Here is a 21373-nt window from a genome sequence, read left to right on the forward strand (position 1 = left end):
TTTTCCGCCAGGTTAGGGCAGGAGCTGCAGCGAGGCGATCACGACAATCGCCATGCTGACGCCAAAGCTGAGAAAGGCGTTTTTGCTGAGCAGCATGACGATGAGGCAGGCGATCCCGGCGACGAAGAATATCGGCTGGAAGACGAGCGACTGGTTTTGCACGAACAGCGCCGGGAAAATGAGCGCTGCGAAAATCCCTACCGGAATGTAGCTCAGCCCGCTTTTCAGCCGTGGCGACATCCAGTAGCTGGGCAGGCGCATGAAAGCGCGGCGGGAGAAGTACGTGGCGATACTCATGAGGACAAACAGCCAGAACAGATTCATGCAGTCTCGACCCCCTGTGCCGATTCGGCTTGTGGCGATGAAGCGGCTTTTTCCTTGGCAGGCAAGGCGAATCCGATGCAAAAGGCGACCAGTCCCGCTACGAGTAGATGCAGCCCGTTTGGCAAAAGCAAGGCGACGCCGACGGCCAGCCCTCCGCACAAAAGAAACGTGAGGATGCGCGAAAGCGAGGTGAGCTGAAAATAGGACAAGGCGATGAACATCGCGATATAGCTGAACCCAAGGCCAAGCGCCCCCGGATCAGGAATCCACTCTCCGGCGAGGCTGCCTGCCCACGTGCCCAACACCCAGCAAGCGTGCAAAGTCAGGCTGACCCCGTACAAATAAGCCGCCTCGCTCTGATGATGGCGAAACCGATTCAGTGAGACGGCATATTGTTCATCGGTCATAAAAAAGGCCAGGACGTTCACGTGGGCAAGCGGCAAGCCCTGGTAGTACGAAGATACCGACAGTCCCATCAAAAAATGGCGCGTGTTCAACAGGAACGTCGTGAGAAGGATCGCCCACATGCCTGTATGCTCCGCAATCATCCCGACCGCGCTGAACTGGGCCGCTCCCGTGTAGATGAACAGCGACATCGCCACGCTCTCCCAGACGGTCAAGCCAGCGGCAAGCGCCATCATCCCGAAAATGATGGCCGACAAAATGTAGCTGGCCGCAAGCGGCAGCGCGTCCCAGGCTCCCTGCCAAAACAAGCTGGCTGAATGTTTGGACAGCTTCATTTACGCTTCCTCCTTTTGACGCGTGAGAATTTCGCTGATGATCGACATTCCCCGCTCGATCTGGCTCGGCGGCTCGTGGGTGAAGCAGAGACGGATGTAGGGCTGCTCGGCATGGCGCAGCAAAAACATGTCCCCGCACGTGAACGACACGCCTTTTTGCCTGCACGTTTGCATCAGCTTGCGCGCTTCGACGCCTTCCGGAAGCGAGACCCAGAAGTAAAAGCCGCCCGCTGCTTTTTCATATTGCAGACCGAGTGCTGTCAGCGGCTGTAGATGGGCTTCCATCACTTCGGCCTGCTGCCGGTACAAGTTGCGTGAACGAGCGAGATGAGGCGTGAGCGCATCGGCTTTCAAGTAGTTGGCAAGAGCGATCTGTCCCAGCATGTTGGTAGAGATGGACAGCTCCTTGAGCCTGCGTACAAGCTGGATAAAATGCTGATTGGCGGCGATCCAGCCGATGCGCAGCCCGGGGAACAATAGCTTGGACAGCGTGTTTAAATAAATGACGTGGCCGGCTTGGTCCAGTGCCTTGAGGGCTGGCGGCGGCGGTGTGTCCAGATGCAAGTGGCGGTAGGCGTCGTCCTCCACGACCGGGATGCCGTAGTGCTCGGACAGCGACAGAAGATGTTTGCGGCGCACCAGGGAAAGCGTGTAGCCAGTCGGGTTGTGAAACGTCGGGACTGTGTAGATGAAGCGCGGGCGGTAGCGGCCAAGAATGCCTTCCAAAATATCCGTCTTCATGCCCTCCTGATCGAGCGGAACGGGAATCACCTGGATGCCCAGCGACTGAAAAAGCTGCAACGAGCCGAAGTACGTTGGCATTTCCGTGACGATGCAGTCTCCGGGCCTGGCGAGCATGGACGTGATGAGGTACAGCCCTTCCTGCGAGCCGCTAGTCACGCAAACTTGCTCGGGCGAAGAAACTTGTTCGAAGCCCATCCAGCGGACGAGTTGCTCGCGCAGCAGGGGAAAGCCCTGGACCGATGTGAAAAAGTAGGAGTTGATCTGGTCGGCGGCGCTTTTGACATAAGCGGGAAAGCCGGAAGTGACGAGCGTATGCTTGCCTCCGTCGCCATGCGCGAAGTTGATCGTGTCCGGGTACGTATCCGTAATCGCCAGCAGTTCAGCCATATGAGGCGGCGCGGCGTGCAGATGCGTGTAGTTGTGCTGGCTGCTCCAGTGGATTCTGCTCAAGGCCGGGGCAGGCGGGAGAGCCTCGACGTAGCGGCCGCTGCCCATTTTTCCGGCGATGAAGCCTTCCACCTCCAGCTCGGCATACGCCCTGACGACGGTATTGCGGCTGACGCCGAGCCTGGCAGCGAGCTTTCGCTCCGGCGGCAAATGGGAGCCAATTGGCAGCTCGCCGCTCAAAATTTGGTACCTGAGCTGGTTGTAAACGCGGGTGTAAATCGGAGTTCTCCCCATAAAAACGGCTCCTTTGTTCCCTTTCTTTTGTCTCACTATACGCATAAAAAAATGAGAATAAAAGAGCCAATTTTCTTCGGATAAAAAGCCATAATAGAAAACGAACAGACCAACAAGCACAGGCTCGTCAGTCTGTTCGTCTGTTTTTTGCGGGCATGCTTTCGCAACTTTTACGGCTCGCGCAGGTCGTTGAGCGAGATGCCTTGCTCCAGGGCGAAATCGAAATCATCCACATCGTAAAATTGAACAGGTACGATATATTCCAAAATCCGATCCTGAAAATCGGGCTGGTCTGTGAGCAGCGGGACTTCAAAACGTACGGACGTCAGCAGAAGCTGCGTCTCGACGGGATCAAAAATTTCTCCCCACATGGCGTTGTCCTCCACCTTGATGACCGTCAGCGTGACGCCGTTCGGAAAGGTGAACGGAACTTTGGACCAGGGGGCAATCAGTCCTTTTTCCAGTCGCTTGCGATTGAATGGATCGGCAAAAAACTGGCTCATTTCCTTCATGACCCGACGCACGTACTGATCGTCGCCGGAGTAGGGCATGATTGGTTCAGGACTCTGGATAAATTCGTCCAATTCATAGATTGTCGACGCGGGTATCAGGTATTCTACCGGTTGCGATGGGACCATCAACTCCCCGTAGATAGCCAACATGATCGCTTCAATAACGAATTGTTTCGACATTTCGACAACCCTCCTCGTTACCATCATACTGAAATCGCCCAGTGACAACAAGCCCGGACACGGCGGGAGAACCGGCTGTTTTTGCTTGTGACCGTAAAAATGACAGATTTTACGCAAAAGGAAACGGAGGGAAATTCATTGTTCGAGCCTGGTTTTTACTCTTCGCTTTTGCTCATTATTACAATCAATATCGTCCTGAGCGGAGACAATGCCGTCGTCATCGCCATTGCCTGCCGCAAGCTGCCTGTCGCGCAGCAAAAAAAGGCGATCATCTGGGGGACGATGCTCGCCGTAATCGTCCGGGTCATCGCTACGATCCTCGCGGTGTACTTGCTGAAAATCCCGTACTTGTACCTGATCGGCGGGCTGATTTTGCTGTGGATCAGTTACAGGCTGCTGCGGGAGGAGGACGGGCAGGAGGACATTGACGCGAGCGAGGATATCGTGCAGGCGGTGAAAACGATCGTCGTGGCCGACGTCATGATGGGGCTGGACAACGTTCTCGCCATCGCAGGAGCGGCGCAAGGGAATATCATCCTCATCGTCATCGGGCTGCTGATTAGCGTGCCCTTGATGGTATTTGGCAGCCAGTTGATTTTGCGCGTCATGGAACGGTTCGCCTGGCTCGTCTATGTCGGGGCTGGAGTGCTTGCCCTCGCTGCAGCCAACATGATTTTCACAGAGGAAGCGGTCCGCGAATGGATCGCCCCGGTGCCATGGCTGGTGGTGCTGTTTAAGGTCGTGTTGGTGGGCGCAGTTTTGCTGCTCGGGTACTGGCAGCGTTCGCATGCAAAGGCGCGATGACAAGTCGCCTGGGCGGGAGCGGGAAAGCGTTTTGCCCGTTTCTGTCCAGTAAACAAAGAAGTTTCAGAATAAACTTTACATTCGTTGACAAACGCTCTTTTTATCTTATATGATTGAAAAAATTAGAAGAGTCCAGTAATAGCTGAGGAGAGATGAGCATGTCTTTGACAGAGCAGACCAAAAAGGGATATTTCGGTGAATTCGGCGGGAGCTTTGTTCCCCCAGAGCTGCAGGAAGTATTGGATTACTTGGCAGAGCAGTTTGAGACGTACAAGGACGATCCCGAGTTCAACGAAGAGTTCCGGTATTATTTGAAGGAGTACGTCGGACGGGAAAATCCGTTGACGTATGCCCGCCATTTGACGGACAAGCTGGGCGGCGCGAAAATTTACTTGAAACGTGAAGACTTGAACCATACAGGTGCCCATAAAATCAACAACGTCATCGGGCAAATTTTGCTCGCCAAGCGCATGGGCGCCCACCGGATCATTGCCGAGACGGGAGCGGGGCAGCACGGCGTGGCGACGGCGACAGCGTGCGCGATGTTTGGCATGGAATGCATCATCTACATGGGCGAGGAAGATACGAAGCGCCAGTCGCTGAACGTGTTCCGGATGGAGTTGTTAGGGGCAAAAGTAGTGCCTGTGTCCAAAGGGCAGGGCCGATTGAAAGACGCGGTAGACGAAGCGCTGAACGATTTGGTGCAAAACTACCAAAACACGTTTTACTTGCTAGGCTCTGCTGTAGGGCCGCATCCGTTCCCGACGATGGTCAAGCACTTCCAGGCGATCATCAGCGAGGAGTCGAAGCGCCAAATTTTGGAGAAGGAAGGGCGGTTGCCTGATGCCGTCATCGCTGCCGTAGGGGGCGGAAGCAACGCGATCGGTGCTTTTGCCCATTACATTGACGAGCCTTCCGTGCGCCTGATCGGAGTGGAGCCAGACCAGGCCCCGACCTTGACCGAAGGGGTTCCGGCTGTCATTCACGGCTTCAAATGCCTCGTGCTGCTCGATGAACAGGGAGAGCCGAAAAAAACGTACTCGATTGCTGCCGGGCTGGACTATCCAGGCATCGGGCCGGAGCACAGCCAACTCAAGACGAGTGGGCGGGCGGAATATTACACCGTGACGAACGAAGAAGTGCTCGCCGCTTTCCAGGAGCTGTCCCGGACGGAAGGAATCATCCCTGCCTTGGAAAGCGCCCATGCCATCGCCTACGCGCTGAAGCTTGCCCCGACGCTGTCGCGGGAGCAGATTGTGATCGTCAACCTGTCCGGTCGCGGCGACAAAGACGTCGAGCAAGTATTTCGCCTGTTGCGTGACTAGAAAATAGCGCAAACAACAGCAGCCCTTCCGATAGCGGAGTGGCTGCTGTTTCTATGACTGGAATTGTTACAATGTTTTGACAATCGTGACGCTCATCCATTCTTTGTCGTACAGGTTGATTTCAAACGGCGCAGCGACCTCGGAGCCGTCCTCGTTGGTCAGGATGCGTATCGTCGGCCGGTTGACGGCGAGCGGATTGACCCGCGAGACGACGCCCGTATGTCCCGAACTGAGCTGAACGGTGGAGGAAATCGGGAAAATGGCGACGTGCTGCAAAAACAGCTTGAGCAGCTCCAGATCAAAATACGTATTCCCCGAAGCAAACAAATACTCGGTCGCATCCGAGGGGGAATAGCTTTGCCGAAAAGGGCGCGGCGAGATCAGCGCGTCGTAGACGTCCGCAATCGCGACGATGCGCGCGTATTCGTGAATGTCCTTGCCACAGAGCTGCCGCGGATAGCCCGTCCCGTTGTAGCGCTCGTGATGCTGCAGCGCACAGTGCGCGGAAACGACGGAAATATTATGCTGGCTGCGCAGGAGATTGAAGCCTTCTTCGGTGTGGTATTGCAGGCGCTGACGCTCTTCGGCTGTCAACTCTTTGCGCAAGCTCCACAGCTCTTTTGGCACTTGGGTCATTCCGATGTCAAACAGCAAGGCGCCGATGCCAAGCTCCAGCATCTGTTGCTGGTTGTAGCCTTTTGCCAGGCCAACCACACCTGCGAGCACAGCGACATTGACGGCGTGGTGAAAAAAATAGCCGTCCATTACGTGGAGATTGGACAGATTGACGAGCACGTCTTTTCTGCTGCTCAAGTCTTGCAATATCTCTTTGAACACCTTTTGAAAAGCGCTTCCAAAATCAGGCAGAGAGGTACGGCGTTTCATGTGCGGCTGGTCCATCAGGGTGGTCATCTTCTTGTACACGGCATCGACCGCCTGTTTGCGCGTCTCATCGCGAATGACGTCTTCCGGGATAATGTCGTCTGTACGCTTGTCCTGAATGTAGAGCGTATCAATCCCTAATTGCTTGAGGCGTTCGATGTAGCGTTCCGTCAGTTGTACGCCCATCCCGAGCAGGACGTTCCCGTTTTCCTGAAAAATGCTTTTGGCAATAACATCTCCTGGCTTCACTGAAGTAATATGCAATTTTCTCACAACGAAAGCCCCAGTCCTTTGTCGATAGAATGTAAATAGTCCTGATATTCTGCCAGTTCGCTTAGTACAATTCTATCATATGGAAAGTCTAGGGCACTACTGCTTGCCGTCACTTCTTAAAATTGTCGGTTTTTCCCATTTTGTCGTTTTTTCGCCAAACTCACTGTTCTGCCGCCCGGTCGGAGCGGGTAAACCAGCGAAACGGATTCAACGACCAGCGTGGCTCGTGGCGGGCGTACCGTTCCTTGCGGCGGGTCAGTCGCTGCTGCATCAAATCCATCTCGAAGGTGACGCGGCGCATCTCCAGGCGCAGCGATTCCTGCATCTCTTCGATGTCGGCGATTTTTTGCAGGATGGCCGACTGCATGTTGTTCAGCGAGGAAAGCTGGGCCAGCTCCTGCTGGAACTTCAGCAGCGTCTCGTGAACGGCCAGCTCCATTTCCTTCACGCCTGCTTCCAGGTTGCTTCCGGAACTGAGGGCTACGGCTGTTTCTTCCGCACTGGCGTACTCTTCGGCAGTCAGCATTTCTTCCGACAAACGGCCTTCATCTATGAGCTGTCGCTGAATTTCCTTGAGCGAGCTGTTTCCGCTATCTTTGCGTTCCTTCACTTCTTTCAAGAGGGCAAAGCCCGCTTCGCTAATCAAATAGTGACCCTGCGGATTTTTCAGACGTTCCTTTGCGGGTACGAACAAGTCCAGCCAGTTGCGCAGCGTACGAACATGTACGTCAAGGCGATCAGCTACCTCTTTCGAAGCCATCCAAACTTGTACATCCATCCCGAATCACTCCTTTTTTCCCCTCGGTATTCCCGGTGGACTCATTATAGCACCATTTTTTTCCGGGTAAGAGAGAATCGACAAAGGTTCTAAAAAGTAGTGGCATTTCGCCCGTTTCGGACAGGTGCTCCGTTTTTTGTCATTCCGTCACGAGCCGGACAAATTGTGGCTGGCTCACTCATATTGACCCGGACAGGCGCGTACATATGGAAGGAATACACGTCCCCATACTCATGCGGGATGAGGAGAGGACCGTATGATGCAACCTTTCTTTTGGCTTGTTTTGCTTGCTGCGGCGCTTGCGAGCTGTATCGGCGGGCTTCTGCTCTGTCTTCGCGCCTGGTCGCGCAAAGCGCTGTTCGCGATGATTAGCGCAGGGGCCGGATTGTTGCTGGCGATTACGATGCTGGACTTGATGCCGCACGTCATCCAGGGGGAAAGCTTGCGGATGATGCCGTTTGTGCTCGTAGGCTTTGCCGCGTTGTTCGCGCTGGAGCTGCTCGGAAAGGCGGCCGGAGGGGAAATCGGCTCGACGGGCGTGATCGGGGTGCTGGGCGGCTTTTTGCTGCACGCTTTTGTCGAAGGGGTGTCGCTCGTGGCGAGCTTGACGGTGGACGCAGAGGTCGGCATGTCTGTCCTGCTGGCGATGCTTTTGCATAAAATACCGGATGGGGTCACGGTAGCCTCCTTGATGCTCGCCGCGACGAACTCCCGGAAAAAAGCATTGTGGGGCGCGACTTCGCTCGGGATTGCCACGATAGTGGGGGCATGCAGCTTCGGGCTTGCCGAACGGTTTTTTCCGCCTGACTGGTCGAGCGTGATGCTCGCGATGACGACGGGAATTTTTTTGTACGTGTCAGCAAGCCACCTCGTGCCGTATATCGTGCAGGCGAGGCGGGCGGAATACGGCGTCTACTTTTTTGGCGCGGTGCTGATCTACATTGTGCTGTCGGCGTACATGCATGCCAATCATCTGCATGCATAAACAGGGGCGCTCCTTGCCAGCCTAAGAAAACAATGGAATCGCAGCAGGATGGAAGGAGTCTTGTGAGCATGAACCAGCCCAATCTGAACCAGTTCGACGAAGCCGCACAGGGAGTAACGGAGTTCCCGGTCATGGGGACGTCGCTGAATCCTTTTGACGAAACGTGGGGGACGTTTGCTTCTGCAAAGCCGCTGACTGAACAGGATGGAGCCGCCGAGTAACAGCCAAAAAGCCGCTGTCGAAACGAAGCGTTTCGCGCTCTTTTCTTCCGCCCCTCTCGTAACGAAGGACAAGATCGGTTATAATGGCGGGGAATAGCTTGGGAAGGGGCGAATACATAATGAATACATTGTTGCAAGGCAAAAATATCGTAATCATGGGTGTAGCGAACCACCGCAGCATCGCTTGGGGAATTGCGCAATCTTTGCACAACGCAGGAGCGAACCTGATTTTTACCTATCAGGGAGAGCGTCTGCGCGAAAACGTGGCAGAGCTGTCCGCCAAACTGGGCAAGGAATCGCTCTTGGTCAACTGCGACGTGACCAAAGATGAAGAAGTGGAAGCGGCGTTTGCGACGATTCGGGAAAAAGTCGGCGTCATTCACGGCTTGGCGCACTGCATCGCGTTTGCCAAAACCGAGGAGCTGGAAGGCGAATTTGTCAACACTTCCCGTGACGGCTACGCGCTTGCGCAAGACATCAGCGCGTTCTCGCTGGTGGCGGTTGCCCGCGCAGCTCGTCCGTTGATGACAGAAGGCGGCAGCATCGTGACCTTGACTTACCTAGGCGGCGAGCGCGTCGTGCAAAACTACAACGTCATGGGCGTAGCCAAAGCAGCGCTGGACGCATCGGTGCGCTACCTCGCGAACGATCTCGGCAAGGAAAACATTCGCGTCAACGCGATTTCCGCAGGTCCGATCCGCACCCTGGCGGCAAAAGGCATCCGCAATTTCAACGCGGTTCTGAAAGAAATCGAAGAAAAAGCGCCGCTGCGCCGGACGATTGACCAGACCGAAGTAGGCGATACAGCCCTCTTCCTGTTCAGCAACCTGTCCAGAGGCATTACGGGCGAGATTTTGCACGTAGACGCCGGATACAACATCATCGGCGGCTAAGCGGCCAAGTTTTGCGCCCATACGAATGAATAACAGGCTCCCTTTGCTCGCATACTAACCAAAATGCGACGAAGGGAGCCTGGCTTATGTTTCCATTGATTACGAACATGGAAGAGTTTCTGATTTACATGGGCGGCGGCTATCAGTATTTACCGGCCCATTTCGCTGATGAAACGGGAGGGGCGGGTCTTGCGTCCGAAGCGCTCCCGGGGGATACCGATACACAGGCTGCGGCGGGCCCGGGTAATCGCCACGTATAGCAGGCGCCGTTCTTCTTCCAGGGCTGTCGCCCCGCCTTTGCGCAGCTCGTCCAGCGTGTACTCGTGCGGCAGGGCGCCTTCGACCAGATCAGGCAGAAAGACGTGATCGTACTCCAGCCCTTTTGCCCGATGAATACTCAATACGTGTACAGCTTCATCCGGGAGTGGCCGCAGATTGCGCCACTCTTTTTCCTGTCTAATCATCTGCTCGATGTAGGCCAAAAAGTCGCGGATCGTCGCGTGGCGCTTGGCGGCAGAGAGAAGTTGCTGCAGCTCGTCACTCCAGCGTTCCCGGCCATCTTCCCGGTCACGCGCCCGCTTTTTCAAATATTCGCGGAGCTTGCCGTCCTCGTAAATCAGCTCCAGCGCCTGGGCAGGAGGGCAGTCTTTGCAGGCGGCGAGAATGTCGTTGATCGCTTGCATATGCTTGCGCTGGTAGGGCTTGAGCTGGGTCAGATGCGGGAGGATGTGCAAAATCGGCTTGTCCTCGAGAATCGCCTGGCTGCGCACGGCATTCCAGGCATCGCCGGAGATGTAGAGCGTCGGCAAAATTTCTTTTAACGCGTCTGTATCGTCCGGATTGAGCGCCAGCCGCAAATAGTGCAACGTCCAGCGTACAGTCTGGCGCTGGTAAAACGAGTCTTCCTCCTGCGTGTAGTGAAACGGAATGCCTGCCTCGCTCAGCCGCTCCAGGATCGGCCGGGCCGACTCGTTCGTGCGGTACAGCACCGCGCACTCGCCGAACGCCGTTCCTTGCTCGCGCCGATGCACGATTTCATCCACGATTCGGGATGCCTGCTCTTCTTCGTCGTCCGGTTCGAACAAAAACGTGTCGCCTTCTTCGCGATGGAACGACCGGCACGCTTTTTCCCAGCGAGATCGGTTGTGGCCGATCAGCGAATAGCCGAGGCTGACGATCGAGGAGTGGGAGCGGTAGTTGACTTCCAGCGTAATCGTGGAAGCTTGCGGAAAATCTTTGGTGAAGCCCAATATGTACTGGGGGTCACTGCCGCGAAAGCCGTAGATCGACTGGTCATCATCGCCGATGACGCACAGGTTGTTTTGCGGTGCGGCGAGCAGCTTGACCGTTTCGTACTGGATGCGGTTAATATCTTGAAACTCGTCGATCATGACGTGGGTGATCCGCTCCTGGTAGCGTTGCAGCAGATCGCGGTTATCGCGCAACAGCTCGTAGCAGCCGAGCAGCATGTCGTCAAAATCAAACCACTGGTGCTTTTTTTTCGCGGCCTCGTAGAGCGGGTAAAGCTGGGCGGCCCGTTTTTCCGCATCGGTCGCCGCCTCGCGAAAAGCCGCTTCCTGCGGGAGAATGTATTCGTTTTTCCAACGGCTGACGATGCTGAGCGCTTCGGTGATGTCCGTTTCTTTCAGCGCCATAAGCTCGTCATGGCCGAGCAATGCTCCGGTTTCGCGCAGCAGCCGCCACTTTTGCCAGTCCTTTTTCAGCAGCCGCTGCTGATCCCAGCCGTTTGGCTGATGGTGCAACAGCATGCGGTAAAAAATGCTGTGGAACGTTCCGGCAATCAGCTCGCGAGCCTGGCCGGACGGCAGTTGCCGGGCGATGCGCTGGCGAATTTCCTCTGCTGCTTTGGTCGTAAACGTCACGACCATGATCCGTTTTGGCTCCACGCCCAAGTCTTTGATGAGATGAGCGGTGCGGGCCGTCATGACCCGCGTCTTGCCGCTGCCGGCTCCGGCGAGGATCAAAAGCGGGCCGTCAGTCGTTTGCACGGCTTGCTGCTGGGTAGGATGAAGCGGCTGGTCCAACTGCTGCTCGGCCAAATGCGCAATCGTCTTTTTGGGCATAAACCGTTTGCGAAAGACCGGAGGCTTTGACGGAGGCGGTGCAGGCGTGACCGTGCTGCCAATCGCCCTTTTTTTCGGCAAGCGAAAAGAGCCGATCATCGCCGTGTCTTCTTCCCGGGCAGCAGGCTCGTCTGGCGTTTGTGCCGGAGCCGGGACGGCCGCATCCGAAAAGGCGAGCGAACTGTCGGCAGCAGCCGCGTGCTCAGGCGCGCGCGTATGCGGATCATCAGCGAGAGCGGGCGCAGCGTCAGTCGCAGCACCAGGGCTTGCGCCAGTCACAAGCGGGTGCAGAACGGCCGCAGCAGTCTCGTCCAAAGCTTGCAGCCACTCCATGGAAGCAGAGCTGTCTTGCGCCAAAAGCGGGCAGACGGCTCCCTCCGGATGCGCGAAGTACGGCTCAAAGCTGATTCCGGCAATCAGGCGCAGCGCGGCGGTACAGGCTGGACAGCGAACCTTGTCCTGCCGGGCGGCCATGCGCCAGTACGGGATGCGGTTGTAAGTCTCGGGCTGCAACAGGATAGGTTTGTTGTCTAGTAACGCATAGTTCATGATGACACCTCGATAAAGCAGCTTCTTTGTCAAAGTCGTACGCGGACCGTGGAAACAAGAAGTGCCCCCTGGCGGCAGGGGACACGTGCCAAAAAAGTCGTTCTTTACGATTGAGCGTGCAGTAAAATCGTATCGTCGGGAAGGGCGGCTGAATCTTCCTCATCCAGATGGGTGATCGCTACACGGGTGATGCGATGGTTTTCCAGCTCGCTGATGGTGAACAGATAGCCCTGGTACATGACGGCTTTTCCGAGCGTCACTTCCTCGTTTAACTGGCTGTAGAGCCAACCGGCGATCGTGTCGACCTCATCGGAGACGATCTCGATGGTCAAAAAATCGTTCAGCTCGGTCAAAAGCGTTTTGCCGGAAACGGAGAGGGCATTGCTTGCGCTTTCTTCGATTTCCGGGCGCTCGTTCTCATCAAATTCGTCCTGGATGTCGCCGACAATTTCTTCCAGAATGTCCTCCATGGTCAAAATACCCGCCGTACCGCCGTACTCGTCAATGACAATCGCAATTTGCGAGCGGCGTTTTTGCATCAGCCGCAATACGTGACTGATTTCCATCGATTCCGGCACCGTGAGCAGGGGACGGAGAAAATCTTTCAGCTCGGCTTTCCCGGTTGTCAGCGCCGACAGGAAAAAGTCGGACGTGTGAACGAAGCCGATCAGCCTGTCTTTGTCTTCGTGCGCGACAGGGAAGCGCGAATGGCGGGATTGCCGGATAATTTGGAGATTTTCGTCAAATGTGTTGTCGTCGTACAGGCAAATCATGTCGATGCGCGGGATCATAATTTCCCGGGCAAGGCGTTCGGAAAACTCGAACACGTTGTCCACGAGGGCCATTTCCGTCTGGTCGATATGCCCGCTCTTATGGCTCTGGTTGACGAGCAGCCGGATTTCTTCCTCTGTATGGGCCGGATCGTTTTCCCGGGCAGGCTCGATGCCCAGACGCCGGATGAACAGGTTGGCCGCGCCGTTTAAAAACCAGATGAGCGGATAGCTCAGCTTGTAGAAAAACATGAGCGGAGCAGCCGTCCACAGCGAGGTTGCTTCCGCTCTCTGGATGGCAAGCGACTTGGGAGCAAGCTCCCCGAACACGATATGCATGAATGTGATGATGGCAAACGCGATGGCAAGCGAAACGGGCCCCACCATATAGGACGGGAATTGAAAATAGGCCATCATGGGTTCGACGTAATGGGCGATTGCAGGCTCACCAACCCAGCCTAGTCCAAGCGATGCCAGCGTGATGCCGAGCTGGCAGGCGGATAAATAGGCGTCGAGCTCGCGGGTGACCTTTTGCGCGTAGTGGGCACGTTTGTTGTTGCCCTCACTGACGAGCTGGGCCAGACGAGTTTGGCGAACTTTTACCAACGAGAATTCTGCTGCGACGAAGAAGCCGTTCAGAAGGACCAAAAACACCACGAGCAGCAGATTCAGCGTAATCTCCCCTATCGGACTCTCCAAGCGCACCTCCAGCCTCCCGCGGTGCGAAAGGCGGAGAATTCACCTCCGTTACGCTAAGTGTATTTTAAATGTACGAACAAAAACGGCTAAATATTCGTATCTTCCTTGTTACAGGTAAGTATACCAATAGGTCAACCGAAGAGTCAAAACGTTCCGATTTGCTCTGGCGCATTTTGCACATTGTCAGGACATACCCGAATCTGTCTTTTCATACACATAAGCGAGCAGTTGTCCGGGGGAGGGGAGGCGCGTGTACTGGCTGCAAAAAAGTGTGGCGATCATCGTCGGAAGTGTGCTCGTTGCCATTGGCGTCAACCTGTTTTTGGTGCCGCACCGCCTCATGGATGGGGGAATGATCGGGATCGGGCTGCTTGCGACGTATTACATGCAATGGCCGCCCGGAATGGTGATGATGGGTGTCAGTATCCCGGTTTATGTCCTCGTCTTTTTTTATGACCGCAGGCTGTTTTTCCACAGCTTTCACGGAATGCTGATCTCTTCGTTTTTTATCGACGTGCTCTCGGATTTGCGCGGCTTCAACAGTTGGTCGACGTCCGCATCAGCGGTGACGGGCGGGGTGTTGATCGGAATGGGCGTCGGTCTGATGCTCGCTTTTGACACGAATACAGGGGGGACCGACCTGCTGGCGCAATTTTTGGCCAGGCGCTTCAACATGTCTGTGGCGCTGCTGATTCTCGCCATCGACGGGTTGATCGTCCTCTGTTCGCTGCATACGATCGGGCTGGAGCGCACGGTGTTTTCGCTTGTGACCATCATCGCGGTAGCGGCGACGACGCACATGTTCAGCGGGCTTGGACGGCAGCAGCCTCCCTATACGATCATCGGTCCGCTGCATACTTGGCAGGCAGGCACACGCGAGAAGCGCGGGCCTGGCCTGTCGCTTTCGCCGATTGCGCAAAGAAAAAGCGGCCCAAGCGAGCCTGTTCGCGCAAAAGCGGCAGGGAGATCGGCAAACAGGGCAGGGGAAGCAGACATTTTGGAGAAAATAAATAGGAAAAGGATGAAATGAGGGACAACATCGTGTCTGCCTATACACCGCAAATGATAACCGAGCGGGTCGGCTATTTTCCCGGTCACGTCAACATCGGCCTGGTTATCGGCAACAGCGGAGCGATTCTGATCGATTCCGGACTGGAGGCGCAAACCGCCAAAAAAATCAAAAAAGGGCTGGACGCGATTGCCCAGCCCTTGTGCGCGATCATTCAAACACACGCTCATGCCGATCACTTCGGAGGAAACGCCTACCTGCTCGGATGCTGGCCCGAAGCCAAAGTATTCGCGCCACCGCTGGAAGAAGCGATCATCCGCTATCCGGTTCTGGAACCCATCTACTTGAACATGGGAGCAGAACCGCTTGCGGAGCTGAAAAACAAGTTTTTGCTGGCGCAAGCTTCCCGGGTGGACCACCTCCTTCCATTAGAAGGGATGCTGGAAATCGACGGTGTGCCGTTTACGATCCTTTCTCTGCCGGGGCACAGCTATCAGCAGGTCGGTCTGATCTGCGAGGACATTTGCTTTGCCGCGGACAGTTATTTGGGTGAAGAAGTATTGGAAAAGCACAAGCTGCCGTTTCTCGTAGATGCACATGAGACGATGAACAGTTTGCGCAAGCTCCTGTCGACCGATTGCAGAGGATATTTGCCCGGTCATGGAGCGTACACCACCTCCTCTCAAGGTGCGGTGCACAAAAATATGGAATGGCATGAACGGATTTACGCCGTCATCGAAGACATTTTAAGAGAGGAGCGCGGAGTAGAAGACGCTCTCGCCCTCCTGTGTGAACGCTTGCACATTTCCATCGAGAACGCGACAAGCTACGCCCTGTTCCGGACGGCTTTCATGGGCTATCTCGTCGGCCTGGCAAAAGAAAAGAGAGTGGCGTATCGGTTTGCTGCGAACAGATGGCTGTGGAGCACGGTTCAGGATGGAGCGGAGGGAGAAGACAGGTAATCGGCAATCTCTGCCAGTTTGTGCTCGGCTGCTTCCCGAACGGATTTCGGTATGAAGAAAATTTCTTCCGAGGTGTTCATGTAAAATTTCGCTTCCAGATACGGATGACCCAGCTTGACAGTCATCTCGCCTTTGCCTGTTGACGAGTTGGTGAAATTGGTGGGAATGCGCAGGAAATACGTGCTGCTGCTGGCAGAATCGTACATGACGACATCATACGTGGGCATGCCGTCCCCGCCTGATCGGTGAAACCCCTGCTGTCTGAGCATTTTGTCGACATAGGAGAGTGGCTGCACGACACCGGTCAGGGTCTTGTTTTTTAACCGCATGGACATCCTCCTCGGCTCAACCTGTGAGAAAATTCGGGTTTGGTACCATCCTATGAGTGGTGGGCGGATTTCAGACTTAGAGAAAACGAAAAGAAGGAGTGGAAGCAACATGCTCAAGCAAGCAGATTTACATACTCATACAAAGGCGTCAGACGGCACCTGCGAGCCTGCGGAAAACGTGCGCCTGGCAAAAGAAGCCGGACTGGCTGCTCTTGCGATTACGGACCACGATACGGTGGCAGGCGTAGCCGAAGCGATGGAGGCGGGAGCGAAGCTCGGCGTGGAAATCATCCCGGGCGTGGAGGTAAGCTCGGTCGGCAATGGCCAGGACATTCACGTGCTCGGCTATTTTGTGCCTTACGAAGATCAGGCGTTCCAGGAGCGGCTGGTGAGCCTGCGCGAGACGCGCCATCAACGCAACCAACTGCTGATCGCCCGCCTGCAGGAGCTGGGCATTGCGATCACGCTGGAAAACGTCTACCGCCGCAAGCAGGGGACGGACAAAAACATCGGCCGTCCGCACATCGCCGAGGAACTGATCGAGCTTGGCGTCGTCGCTACGATGGAAGAAGCGTTCGACAAATACCTGGGAAAAGGGGGAGCGGCGTACGTCAACCCGCCGCGCATCACGCCGCAGGAGGCAATCACGCTGATTCAGGAGGCGGGCGGCGTAGCCGTGCTGGCGCACCCGGGACTGTACGACGATGACGAGCTTGTGCGCGAACTGATCGCATTCGGGCTGGACGGAATCGAAGTGAACCACCCGGACAACGACGAGCTGCAAAAGCTGCGCTACAGCAAATGGGCCGACGAGCACGGCCTCGTCATGACAGGCGGCTCGGATTTTCACGGCTGGCGCGGCGAGGAGCCGTTTCACGCCATGCTCGGCTCGCACACGGCGTCGCTGGAGGTCGTGGAGCGGTTGCGGGAGTTAGCGCAGCAGCGGAGGGGGTAACGGGCGGCCCAGGACAATGATTGGGGAGCGAGAAAGGCGAACGAGTCATTCGCCCGGAAGTGAAAGGGCACGGTGTTCAATCACTCGGGAATGAAAAGGGGAAACGAGCCTGAATCAATAGCTCGCCAGTGCAAAGCACAGAACGCCATGCCCCATCGCTGGACGGCAAGACTAACCAAAGCGCAGGAGCCTTTTGTCTCATCAGAAAAAAGTCAGCCCCCTGTCTGTAGCCAGTTTGGCTAACCCAGAAGAGGGGGCTTTTTGTACAGACAGATCGGCTTTTCCATCCCAGTCCCAGGGCAAAAAGCAGCAGGCGAAGCTCCCCGTTTGCTGCTGCTCCTAGAGCAAAACCGCCACAAACGCGAACCCAAGCCACAGGCACAGCGGACTAAACAGCCGCGTATCCTGGCGGGCGAAGGCAGTTGTGCGTCACTTTCTTGAAAAAGCCCACATAGCGAAAGTCGCCCATGGCGCGCAGCAAAAAGACGGCGGCGCAGGCGATGCAGCCACATTGGATCAGGGCAGGCGCGATCAGTGGCGCAAGGTAGCCGCTTTTGGCAAGCAGCAAATAGTCGACGAACAGCAGCAAGCCTGCTACTGCGAGCGTTCCCGCTTTTCCCGGGCGAAACAAGGGGCGGGCACTGTCCGCGGATACAGGAATGGCGACAAGGCTCCCCAGCTTCCGCCAACAGCCCAGTAGACGTGCAGCAGCGATACAGCAGCGAGTAAAAACGCGGCGGACAGGACAAACAGAGTGGTCATGAAAAACGCCTCCTTGGGGTTGCCACCGTTTTGGTGTCGGCTTTCCCTTTTATCCTCTTTCACACAAAAAGATACGCAACCGTATGTTTTGGCCGTGAAAAACTCCTTTTTGCGGGAGCTTTTCGCGAGCAGAGAAGCTTTTCCAAGCAAAGAAGCTTTCAACAGTCCCACGTCAAAAAATGCTGCAAAGGCCCGGAGATGTCAAAAGGCTCATCCAGCTCCCCGCGCACCAGCCAGCCGATGTAGACGAGGTAAGCCAGGTGGGCACGGGCAGATGCGTCGGCGGAGGACAGCCCCTTTTTTTCGTACAAGGCCGCGACGTAGCCGATTCTCCGTTTTTCAATTCCGACCAGCCGCTTGCCCAAGTCCGGGTTTTGTTTGGCCCACGCGTACATCGCCGCTTCGACTTTGCGCTCTGTCGTAAAAACAAACGACAACAGCCGCTCCAAAGTGGCGTCGTCCGCTTGGGGGGCCGCGATGATCCGCTCTGTGGCGTGCTCCTCCCAATAGTCGATCACGGCGTCGAGCAAATCGCGGCGGTCCTGAAAATGGTGGTAAAAGCTGCCTTTGCTAATTCGTAGCTTGCGCGCGATCGCTTCCACGCGCACAGCCTCGATGCCGGACTCGCCAAGCGTATCCAGCGCTGCCCGGACCCAATCCTCGCGTGTGTATTGCATCGTTCACCTCTGAAAATACGGTAGCGTATGTTTTGGTTCCATCCTATTCCAGATAGCGAGGGCATGTCAAGACGAAAGGCGACGCGCCAGCCAAAAATACAAACAAACCCTCCGCTCCCATTGTGAAGGAGGGTGGAGGGCGAGACGAACAAGTTTTGCAGTCTGGCGATGAAATCGGTTAGCGCAACGCTTTGACCATCGCGATATGCTCGATGCCGGCTTCATCGAAAACGTCGCCGTGCGGCTCGTAGCCGAGCTTTTCATAGAAACGTTGCGCGTGCGTCTGGGCGTTCAGCTTGAGGCTGTCAAAGCCGAGCTCTTTGGCGGCTTCTTCCATGACGATCATGATCTGGCGCCCCAGTCCGGTGCCGCGCTCGTCTTTTAGTACCGCCACGCGCTCGATTTTTCCCACGCCGGGCGCATACGGCCGCAAGCGGCTTGCCCCGACTGGTTGCTGCTCGTTGTACGCGACGAAATGAACGGTGCCGCTTCCTGGCTGGTCATGCTCGTCAATCTCCAGGTCGGCGGGAACCTCCTGCTCATCAATGAACACCGCTTTTCGCACAGCGAGGGCATCCTGCATTTCCTGGTCCGAGTTTACTTTTTGGATCACATAAGATTGCTGCTTCATAGAGGACACGTCCTTTTCTGTTTTGCGGTAAAAAGATCCCTCCCTGCAAGCCAAGCTCACGGGGAGGGCGCCAATCTTGCTTTATTTTTTCAAGAGGAAGGTCTGGTAAACGCTCCAGATGCCGTCTTCCAGTTGGTAAATCAGGTGGAAGCGGTCAATTTCGCTCGTCAGGTCGATTTTGGCCATGCTCAATTGTCCGGTTACATCACGCAGTTCATCGTCGGACAGGTCGCGCCCGATGGTCAGATGCGGTACGTACGCGTAGGTTTCTTTTTCCGACACACACTGGTTCACGATCTTTTCGTGCAGGGCGTGGAATGGCTCTTTGTTTTGCACAGCCAAATAAATGACGTTCGTCGTCGGATGGAAAGTAGAAACCCGATGGAAATGAGCAGTAAAGCTTTCAGTAGAGGAGGCAACCTGCTCCAGATGGCTCACCAGCTCTGGCAGCTTGGCTTCTTCAAGGTCAAAGGCTTCTTTCAAACGGATATATGGAGGTACCAATGCGTATGCAGGGTCATAACGCTTCCGGTAAGAGTTGGCCACTTCTTGCACCTTGCTGGATGGAAAGATTACGATACTATACATCATGAGAACCACTCCTCCTTGCTATCTATCATGCATGCTCTACAAGAAACTATTTTAACAGAAAATTCTTCATTTGTGTAATGTTATGCGTCGAACCGTATATTCCGGCCGCGTCGGGACACACTGTGTAGTGCAAGGAGGTGCCGCACTGCATGTACACGGCCATGATGATAACATTCATTTTTCTCGTCCTGCTCCTGTTGTCAGTGCTGACCTTCACCATTTTGTCGGCGATTCGCAAAGGAGAGTTCGAAGAAGCACTCGTTTCGCCCTTAAAGGATGAAGGCCCGCAGGAAGAACAGCCACGGTAAGTTTACCCGTAAAGCGTACGCAGCATACGGGGGAGGTTTTGCTGCCAGTGGCCCCACGTATGGTCACCCTCGAACGTTTCGTAGAAGAGGGTGGCCTTTTTCGTCTGCAAAATGGCTCGCAGCTCCTCATTGGCCGCATACAGGTTCAGGACGCCGCGCGAAGAGTTCACAGCGGTTTCTTCCGTCCCGATTTCCAGATAAAACGTCTGCGGCACCGTCAGCTCAGCTTCCGCGACACGGCGGTTCAGCCGTTCGTCCATGGCCCCCGACTGGCAGGCCACCTGTCCAAACGTATGCGGATAAGCCAGCGCCGTAAACAGGGAAACGACGCCACCGAGCGATTCCCCAAGCAAGGTCCGCCCGTTGCCGAGTGGGTGCGTAGAGTAACGGGAATCCACGAAGCTGACGACTTCATCAGCCAGAAAGCGGGTGTAAGCCAGATGCTCCTTGCCGTCCGGATGGTAGCGGTCAAAACGCTTTGTTTTTTCGACGGGAAGAAAAACGGCAATGAGATCGGGCAGCTCTTTGTCCTCGATCATCCGATCCAGCAAGGTCGCCATTCGGCCCATGGCCAAATAATCGTCGCCATCCTGCACGTAGAGGACCGGGTAGGAGTAGAGCGGCGAATAGCGTTTGGGGGTGTAGACAATCAGTTTTTCCGGCGTTCCCAAATGCCGGCTGTCCAAGACGATTTCCTCAAGGGCCACAGCGAAGTCCTCCTTATGGATGTTTACGCAAAAATTATTATACAGGAGAGCGCATGGGCTGCCCAATGCTTTCGTGTGCTGCGAGAACCATGACGAGAGTTGGTTCGTGGGCAAAGAGCTTTTCGACAAGCGGACGGCAAGGTTGTCCGCATGTTCTTTGGGCGAAAGATTGTCGCAATTTTGTCACCGTGTGATACTATGGTAGGAAACGACTTCACTCGATTTGTGGAAGGGGTTGTCTCTTATATGAAGAAGCAAGTACACAGCATCGAAGTCAGAAACGCTGCTCTCAATCGCCTGGCAGAACGTGGCGTCACGGTGGAGGACATCGCGGAGATCGTCTATCTCATGCAGTCTCCGTACCATCCCGGCCTGACCATGGAGCCGTGCATCGAGAGTGTGAAAGCCGTCTTGGAAAAAAGGGAAATGCAGCACGCCATCTTAGTTGGCGTTGAGTTGGATACGTTGGCGGAAAAGGGCCTTTTGTCCGAGCCGCTCCAGTCGATCATCGCAACAGACGAAGGCCTGTTTGGGTGCGACGAGACGTTGGCTTTGGGATCGGTCTTCGGATACGGCAGCATCGCCGTCACAACCTTTGGACATCTGGACAAACATAAAGTCGGCGTCATCAAAAGACTGGACACCAAGTCCGCCGAGGGCCGCGTACACACATTCCTCGACGACCTGATCGCAAGCGTGGCGGCAAACGCTTCCAGCCGAATGGCCCACCGCATGCGCGATGAACAGGAAGCCGAGCTGGCCCGCTCCGAGGCGGAAGCGCTGAAAGCCGAGCTGCGCGTGGAGGATAAAGGTGAAGGGACGGAGCAGGCCGGGTAGCAGGGGAGCTGTGGAGTTGTGGAACTGCTGAACTGCGGTTTGGAGGTTTACAGGCTTGCAGGCTTGCATCCAGACTTACTTGCCTGGATTGTTACCTATCTATCTTTGTGGTTTGGGTGTGGCGGTTTTGGCGGGTTTTTTGCTCTGCAGGATTTTTGATG

General features: G+C 55.6%; 26 protein-coding genes. 11 read left to right on the top strand and 15 right to left on the bottom strand.

Annotated elements, in window-relative coordinates; translation table 11 throughout:
- Window positions 1-12: 12 nt before the first annotated feature.
- From BA6348_RS10860 to BA6348_RS10875, 4 genes are all read right to left on the bottom strand, one after another.
- On the bottom strand, window positions 13-324 hold the full coding sequence (locus BA6348_RS10860; protein ID WP_122953050.1) for an AzlD domain-containing protein: 312 nt from the start codon (window positions 322-324) through the stop codon (window positions 13-15).
- The gene (locus tag BA6348_RS10865) at window positions 321-1064 is read right to left on the bottom strand and encodes an AzlC family ABC transporter permease (RefSeq protein WP_122953049.1); all 744 of its coding nucleotides are present in this window, start codon (window positions 1062-1064) and stop codon (window positions 321-323) included. Before BA6348_RS10865 ends, BA6348_RS10860 begins: the two co-directional genes overlap by 4 nt.
- On the bottom strand, window positions 1065-2489 hold the full coding sequence (gene pdxR / locus BA6348_RS10870; RefSeq protein WP_122953048.1) for a MocR-like pyridoxine biosynthesis transcription factor PdxR: 1425 nt from the start codon (window positions 2487-2489) through the stop codon (window positions 1065-1067).
- Window positions 2490-2659: 170 nt separating this feature from the next.
- Window positions 2660-3181, bottom strand: a complete 522-nt coding sequence (locus BA6348_RS10875) for a hypothetical protein (RefSeq protein WP_005828212.1) — start codon at window positions 3179-3181, stop codon at window positions 2660-2662.
- 99 nt (window positions 3182-3280) lie between these two features.
- On the opposite strand from BA6348_RS10875, the gene BA6348_RS10880 reads away from it, so the two are divergent.
- Both BA6348_RS10880 and trpB read left to right on the top strand, forming a co-directional pair.
- Complete coding sequence (locus tag BA6348_RS10880) at window positions 3281-3985, top strand: TerC family protein (RefSeq protein ID WP_051556843.1); 705 nt, start codon at window positions 3281-3283, stop codon at window positions 3983-3985.
- Window positions 3986-4143: 158 nt separating this feature from the next.
- Complete coding sequence (gene trpB, locus BA6348_RS10885; protein WP_005828216.1) at window positions 4144-5310, top strand: tryptophan synthase subunit beta; 1167 nt, start codon at window positions 4144-4146, stop codon at window positions 5308-5310.
- A 66-nt stretch (window positions 5311-5376) separates the two neighbouring features.
- Here the strand turns inward: trpB and BA6348_RS10890 are convergent, their stop codons facing one another.
- Both BA6348_RS10890 and BA6348_RS10895 read right to left on the bottom strand, forming a co-directional pair.
- Window positions 5377-6465, bottom strand: coding sequence for an HD-GYP domain-containing protein (locus BA6348_RS10890; RefSeq protein ID WP_005828218.1), 1089 nt, complete (start codon window positions 6463-6465; stop codon window positions 5377-5379).
- A 160-nt stretch (window positions 6466-6625) separates the two neighbouring features.
- A complete protein-coding gene (locus BA6348_RS10895) occupies window positions 6626-7243 on the bottom strand; it encodes a MerR family transcriptional regulator (protein ID WP_005828220.1) in 618 nt (205 codons plus the stop codon).
- Window positions 7244-7499: 256 nt separating this feature from the next.
- On the opposite strand from BA6348_RS10895, the gene BA6348_RS10900 reads away from it, so the two are divergent.
- The 3 genes from BA6348_RS10900 to fabI all read left to right on the top strand — a co-directional run bounded on the left by BA6348_RS10900 (window position 7500) and on the right by fabI (window position 9342).
- The gene (locus BA6348_RS10900; RefSeq protein ID WP_007784557.1) at window positions 7500-8228 is read left to right on the top strand and encodes a ZIP family metal transporter; all 729 of its coding nucleotides are present in this window, start codon (window positions 7500-7502) and stop codon (window positions 8226-8228) included.
- Window positions 8229-8296: 68 nt separating this feature from the next.
- Window positions 8297-8449 (top strand): hypothetical protein, encoded by a 153-nt coding sequence (locus BA6348_RS26645; protein ID WP_005828225.1) that lies wholly within the window; start codon window positions 8297-8299, stop codon window positions 8447-8449.
- 119 nt (window positions 8450-8568) lie between these two features.
- Window positions 8569-9342, top strand: coding sequence for an enoyl-ACP reductase FabI (gene fabI / locus BA6348_RS10905; RefSeq protein WP_005828227.1), 774 nt, complete (start codon window positions 8569-8571; stop codon window positions 9340-9342).
- A gap of 149 nt (window positions 9343-9491) precedes the next feature.
- Here the strand turns inward: fabI and BA6348_RS10910 are convergent, their stop codons facing one another.
- Window positions 9492-11975, bottom strand: coding sequence for a UvrD-helicase domain-containing protein (locus BA6348_RS10910; protein ID WP_122953061.1), 2484 nt, complete (start codon window positions 11973-11975; stop codon window positions 9492-9494).
- 104 nt (window positions 11976-12079) lie between these two features.
- Window positions 12080-13450, bottom strand: coding sequence for a hemolysin family protein (locus BA6348_RS10915; protein WP_035987282.1), 1371 nt, complete (start codon window positions 13448-13450; stop codon window positions 12080-12082).
- Window positions 13451-13694: 244 nt separating this feature from the next.
- Here BA6348_RS10915 and BA6348_RS10920 point away from each other — a divergent pair, with 244 nt between their 5' ends.
- Together BA6348_RS10920 and BA6348_RS10925 are read left to right on the top strand one after the other, a co-directional pair.
- Window positions 13695-14474 (top strand): YitT family protein, encoded by a 780-nt coding sequence (locus BA6348_RS10920; protein WP_005828232.1) that lies wholly within the window; start codon window positions 13695-13697, stop codon window positions 14472-14474.
- Window positions 14471-15415: an MBL fold metallo-hydrolase gene (locus tag BA6348_RS10925; RefSeq protein WP_005828234.1), complete on the top strand. Its 945-nt coding sequence runs from the start codon at window positions 14471-14473 to the stop codon at window positions 15413-15415. Before BA6348_RS10920 ends, BA6348_RS10925 begins: the two co-directional genes overlap by 4 nt.
- On the opposite strand, the gene BA6348_RS10930 is transcribed toward BA6348_RS10925, so the two are convergent.
- Window positions 15385-15744 carry a YugN family protein gene (locus tag BA6348_RS10930; protein ID WP_005828236.1) on the bottom strand — a complete coding sequence of 120 codons (360 nt, stop codon included), beginning with the start codon at window positions 15742-15744 and terminating at the stop codon, window positions 15385-15387. The genes BA6348_RS10925 and BA6348_RS10930 overlap by 31 nt on opposite strands.
- A gap of 109 nt (window positions 15745-15853) precedes the next feature.
- Between BA6348_RS10930 and BA6348_RS10935 the strand changes: the two genes are divergently transcribed.
- Window positions 15854-16699 carry a PHP domain-containing protein gene (locus tag BA6348_RS10935; protein WP_122953047.1) on the top strand — a complete coding sequence of 282 codons (846 nt, stop codon included), beginning with the start codon at window positions 15854-15856 and terminating at the stop codon, window positions 16697-16699.
- 388 nt (window positions 16700-17087) lie between these two features.
- Here the strand turns inward: BA6348_RS10935 and BA6348_RS27320 are convergent, their stop codons facing one another.
- The 5 genes from BA6348_RS27320 to BA6348_RS10955 all read right to left on the bottom strand — a co-directional run bounded on the left by BA6348_RS27320 (window position 17088) and on the right by BA6348_RS10955 (window position 19360).
- Window positions 17088-17330, bottom strand: a complete 243-nt coding sequence (locus BA6348_RS27320; protein WP_242507475.1) for a DUF3995 domain-containing protein — start codon at window positions 17328-17330, stop codon at window positions 17088-17090.
- Window positions 17294-17461, bottom strand: a complete 168-nt coding sequence (locus BA6348_RS27325; protein ID WP_242507476.1) for a hypothetical protein — start codon at window positions 17459-17461, stop codon at window positions 17294-17296. The genes BA6348_RS27320 and BA6348_RS27325 overlap by 37 nt, the downstream gene beginning before the upstream one ends.
- A gap of 158 nt (window positions 17462-17619) precedes the next feature.
- Complete coding sequence (locus tag BA6348_RS10945) at window positions 17620-18138, bottom strand: TetR/AcrR family transcriptional regulator (protein ID WP_005828244.1); 519 nt, start codon at window positions 18136-18138, stop codon at window positions 17620-17622.
- A gap of 178 nt (window positions 18139-18316) precedes the next feature.
- Window positions 18317-18769, bottom strand: a complete 453-nt coding sequence (locus BA6348_RS10950; protein WP_025846609.1) for a GNAT family N-acetyltransferase — start codon at window positions 18767-18769, stop codon at window positions 18317-18319.
- 81 nt (window positions 18770-18850) lie between these two features.
- Window positions 18851-19360, bottom strand: a complete 510-nt coding sequence (locus BA6348_RS10955) for a YjcG family protein (RefSeq protein ID WP_005828248.1) — start codon at window positions 19358-19360, stop codon at window positions 18851-18853.
- 149 nt (window positions 19361-19509) lie between these two features.
- On the opposite strand from BA6348_RS10955, the gene BA6348_RS26650 reads away from it, so the two are divergent.
- Entirely contained in the window at window positions 19510-19668 is a 159-nt protein-coding gene (locus BA6348_RS26650) for a hypothetical protein (RefSeq protein ID WP_005828250.1), read from the top strand.
- Window positions 19669-19670: 2 nt separating this feature from the next.
- Here the strand turns inward: BA6348_RS26650 and BA6348_RS10960 are convergent, their stop codons facing one another.
- A complete protein-coding gene (locus tag BA6348_RS10960; RefSeq protein WP_005828252.1) occupies window positions 19671-20375 on the bottom strand; it encodes an alpha/beta hydrolase in 705 nt (234 codons plus the stop codon).
- Between the two features lie 246 nt (window positions 20376-20621).
- Here BA6348_RS10960 and BA6348_RS10965 point away from each other — a divergent pair, with 246 nt between their 5' ends.
- Together BA6348_RS10965 and BA6348_RS26655 are read left to right on the top strand one after the other, a co-directional pair.
- Entirely contained in the window at window positions 20622-21212 is a 591-nt protein-coding gene (locus tag BA6348_RS10965; RefSeq protein WP_005828254.1) for a phosphatidylglycerophosphatase A family protein, read from the top strand.
- A gap of 18 nt (window positions 21213-21230) precedes the next feature.
- Window positions 21231-21371, top strand: coding sequence for a hypothetical protein (locus BA6348_RS26655; protein ID WP_155808619.1), 141 nt, complete (start codon window positions 21231-21233; stop codon window positions 21369-21371).
- Window positions 21372-21373: the final 2 nt, after the last annotated feature.

This window comes from Brevibacillus agri (genome assembly GCF_004117055.1).
GTDB lineage: Bacteria > Bacillota > Bacilli > Brevibacillales > Brevibacillaceae > Brevibacillus > Brevibacillus agri.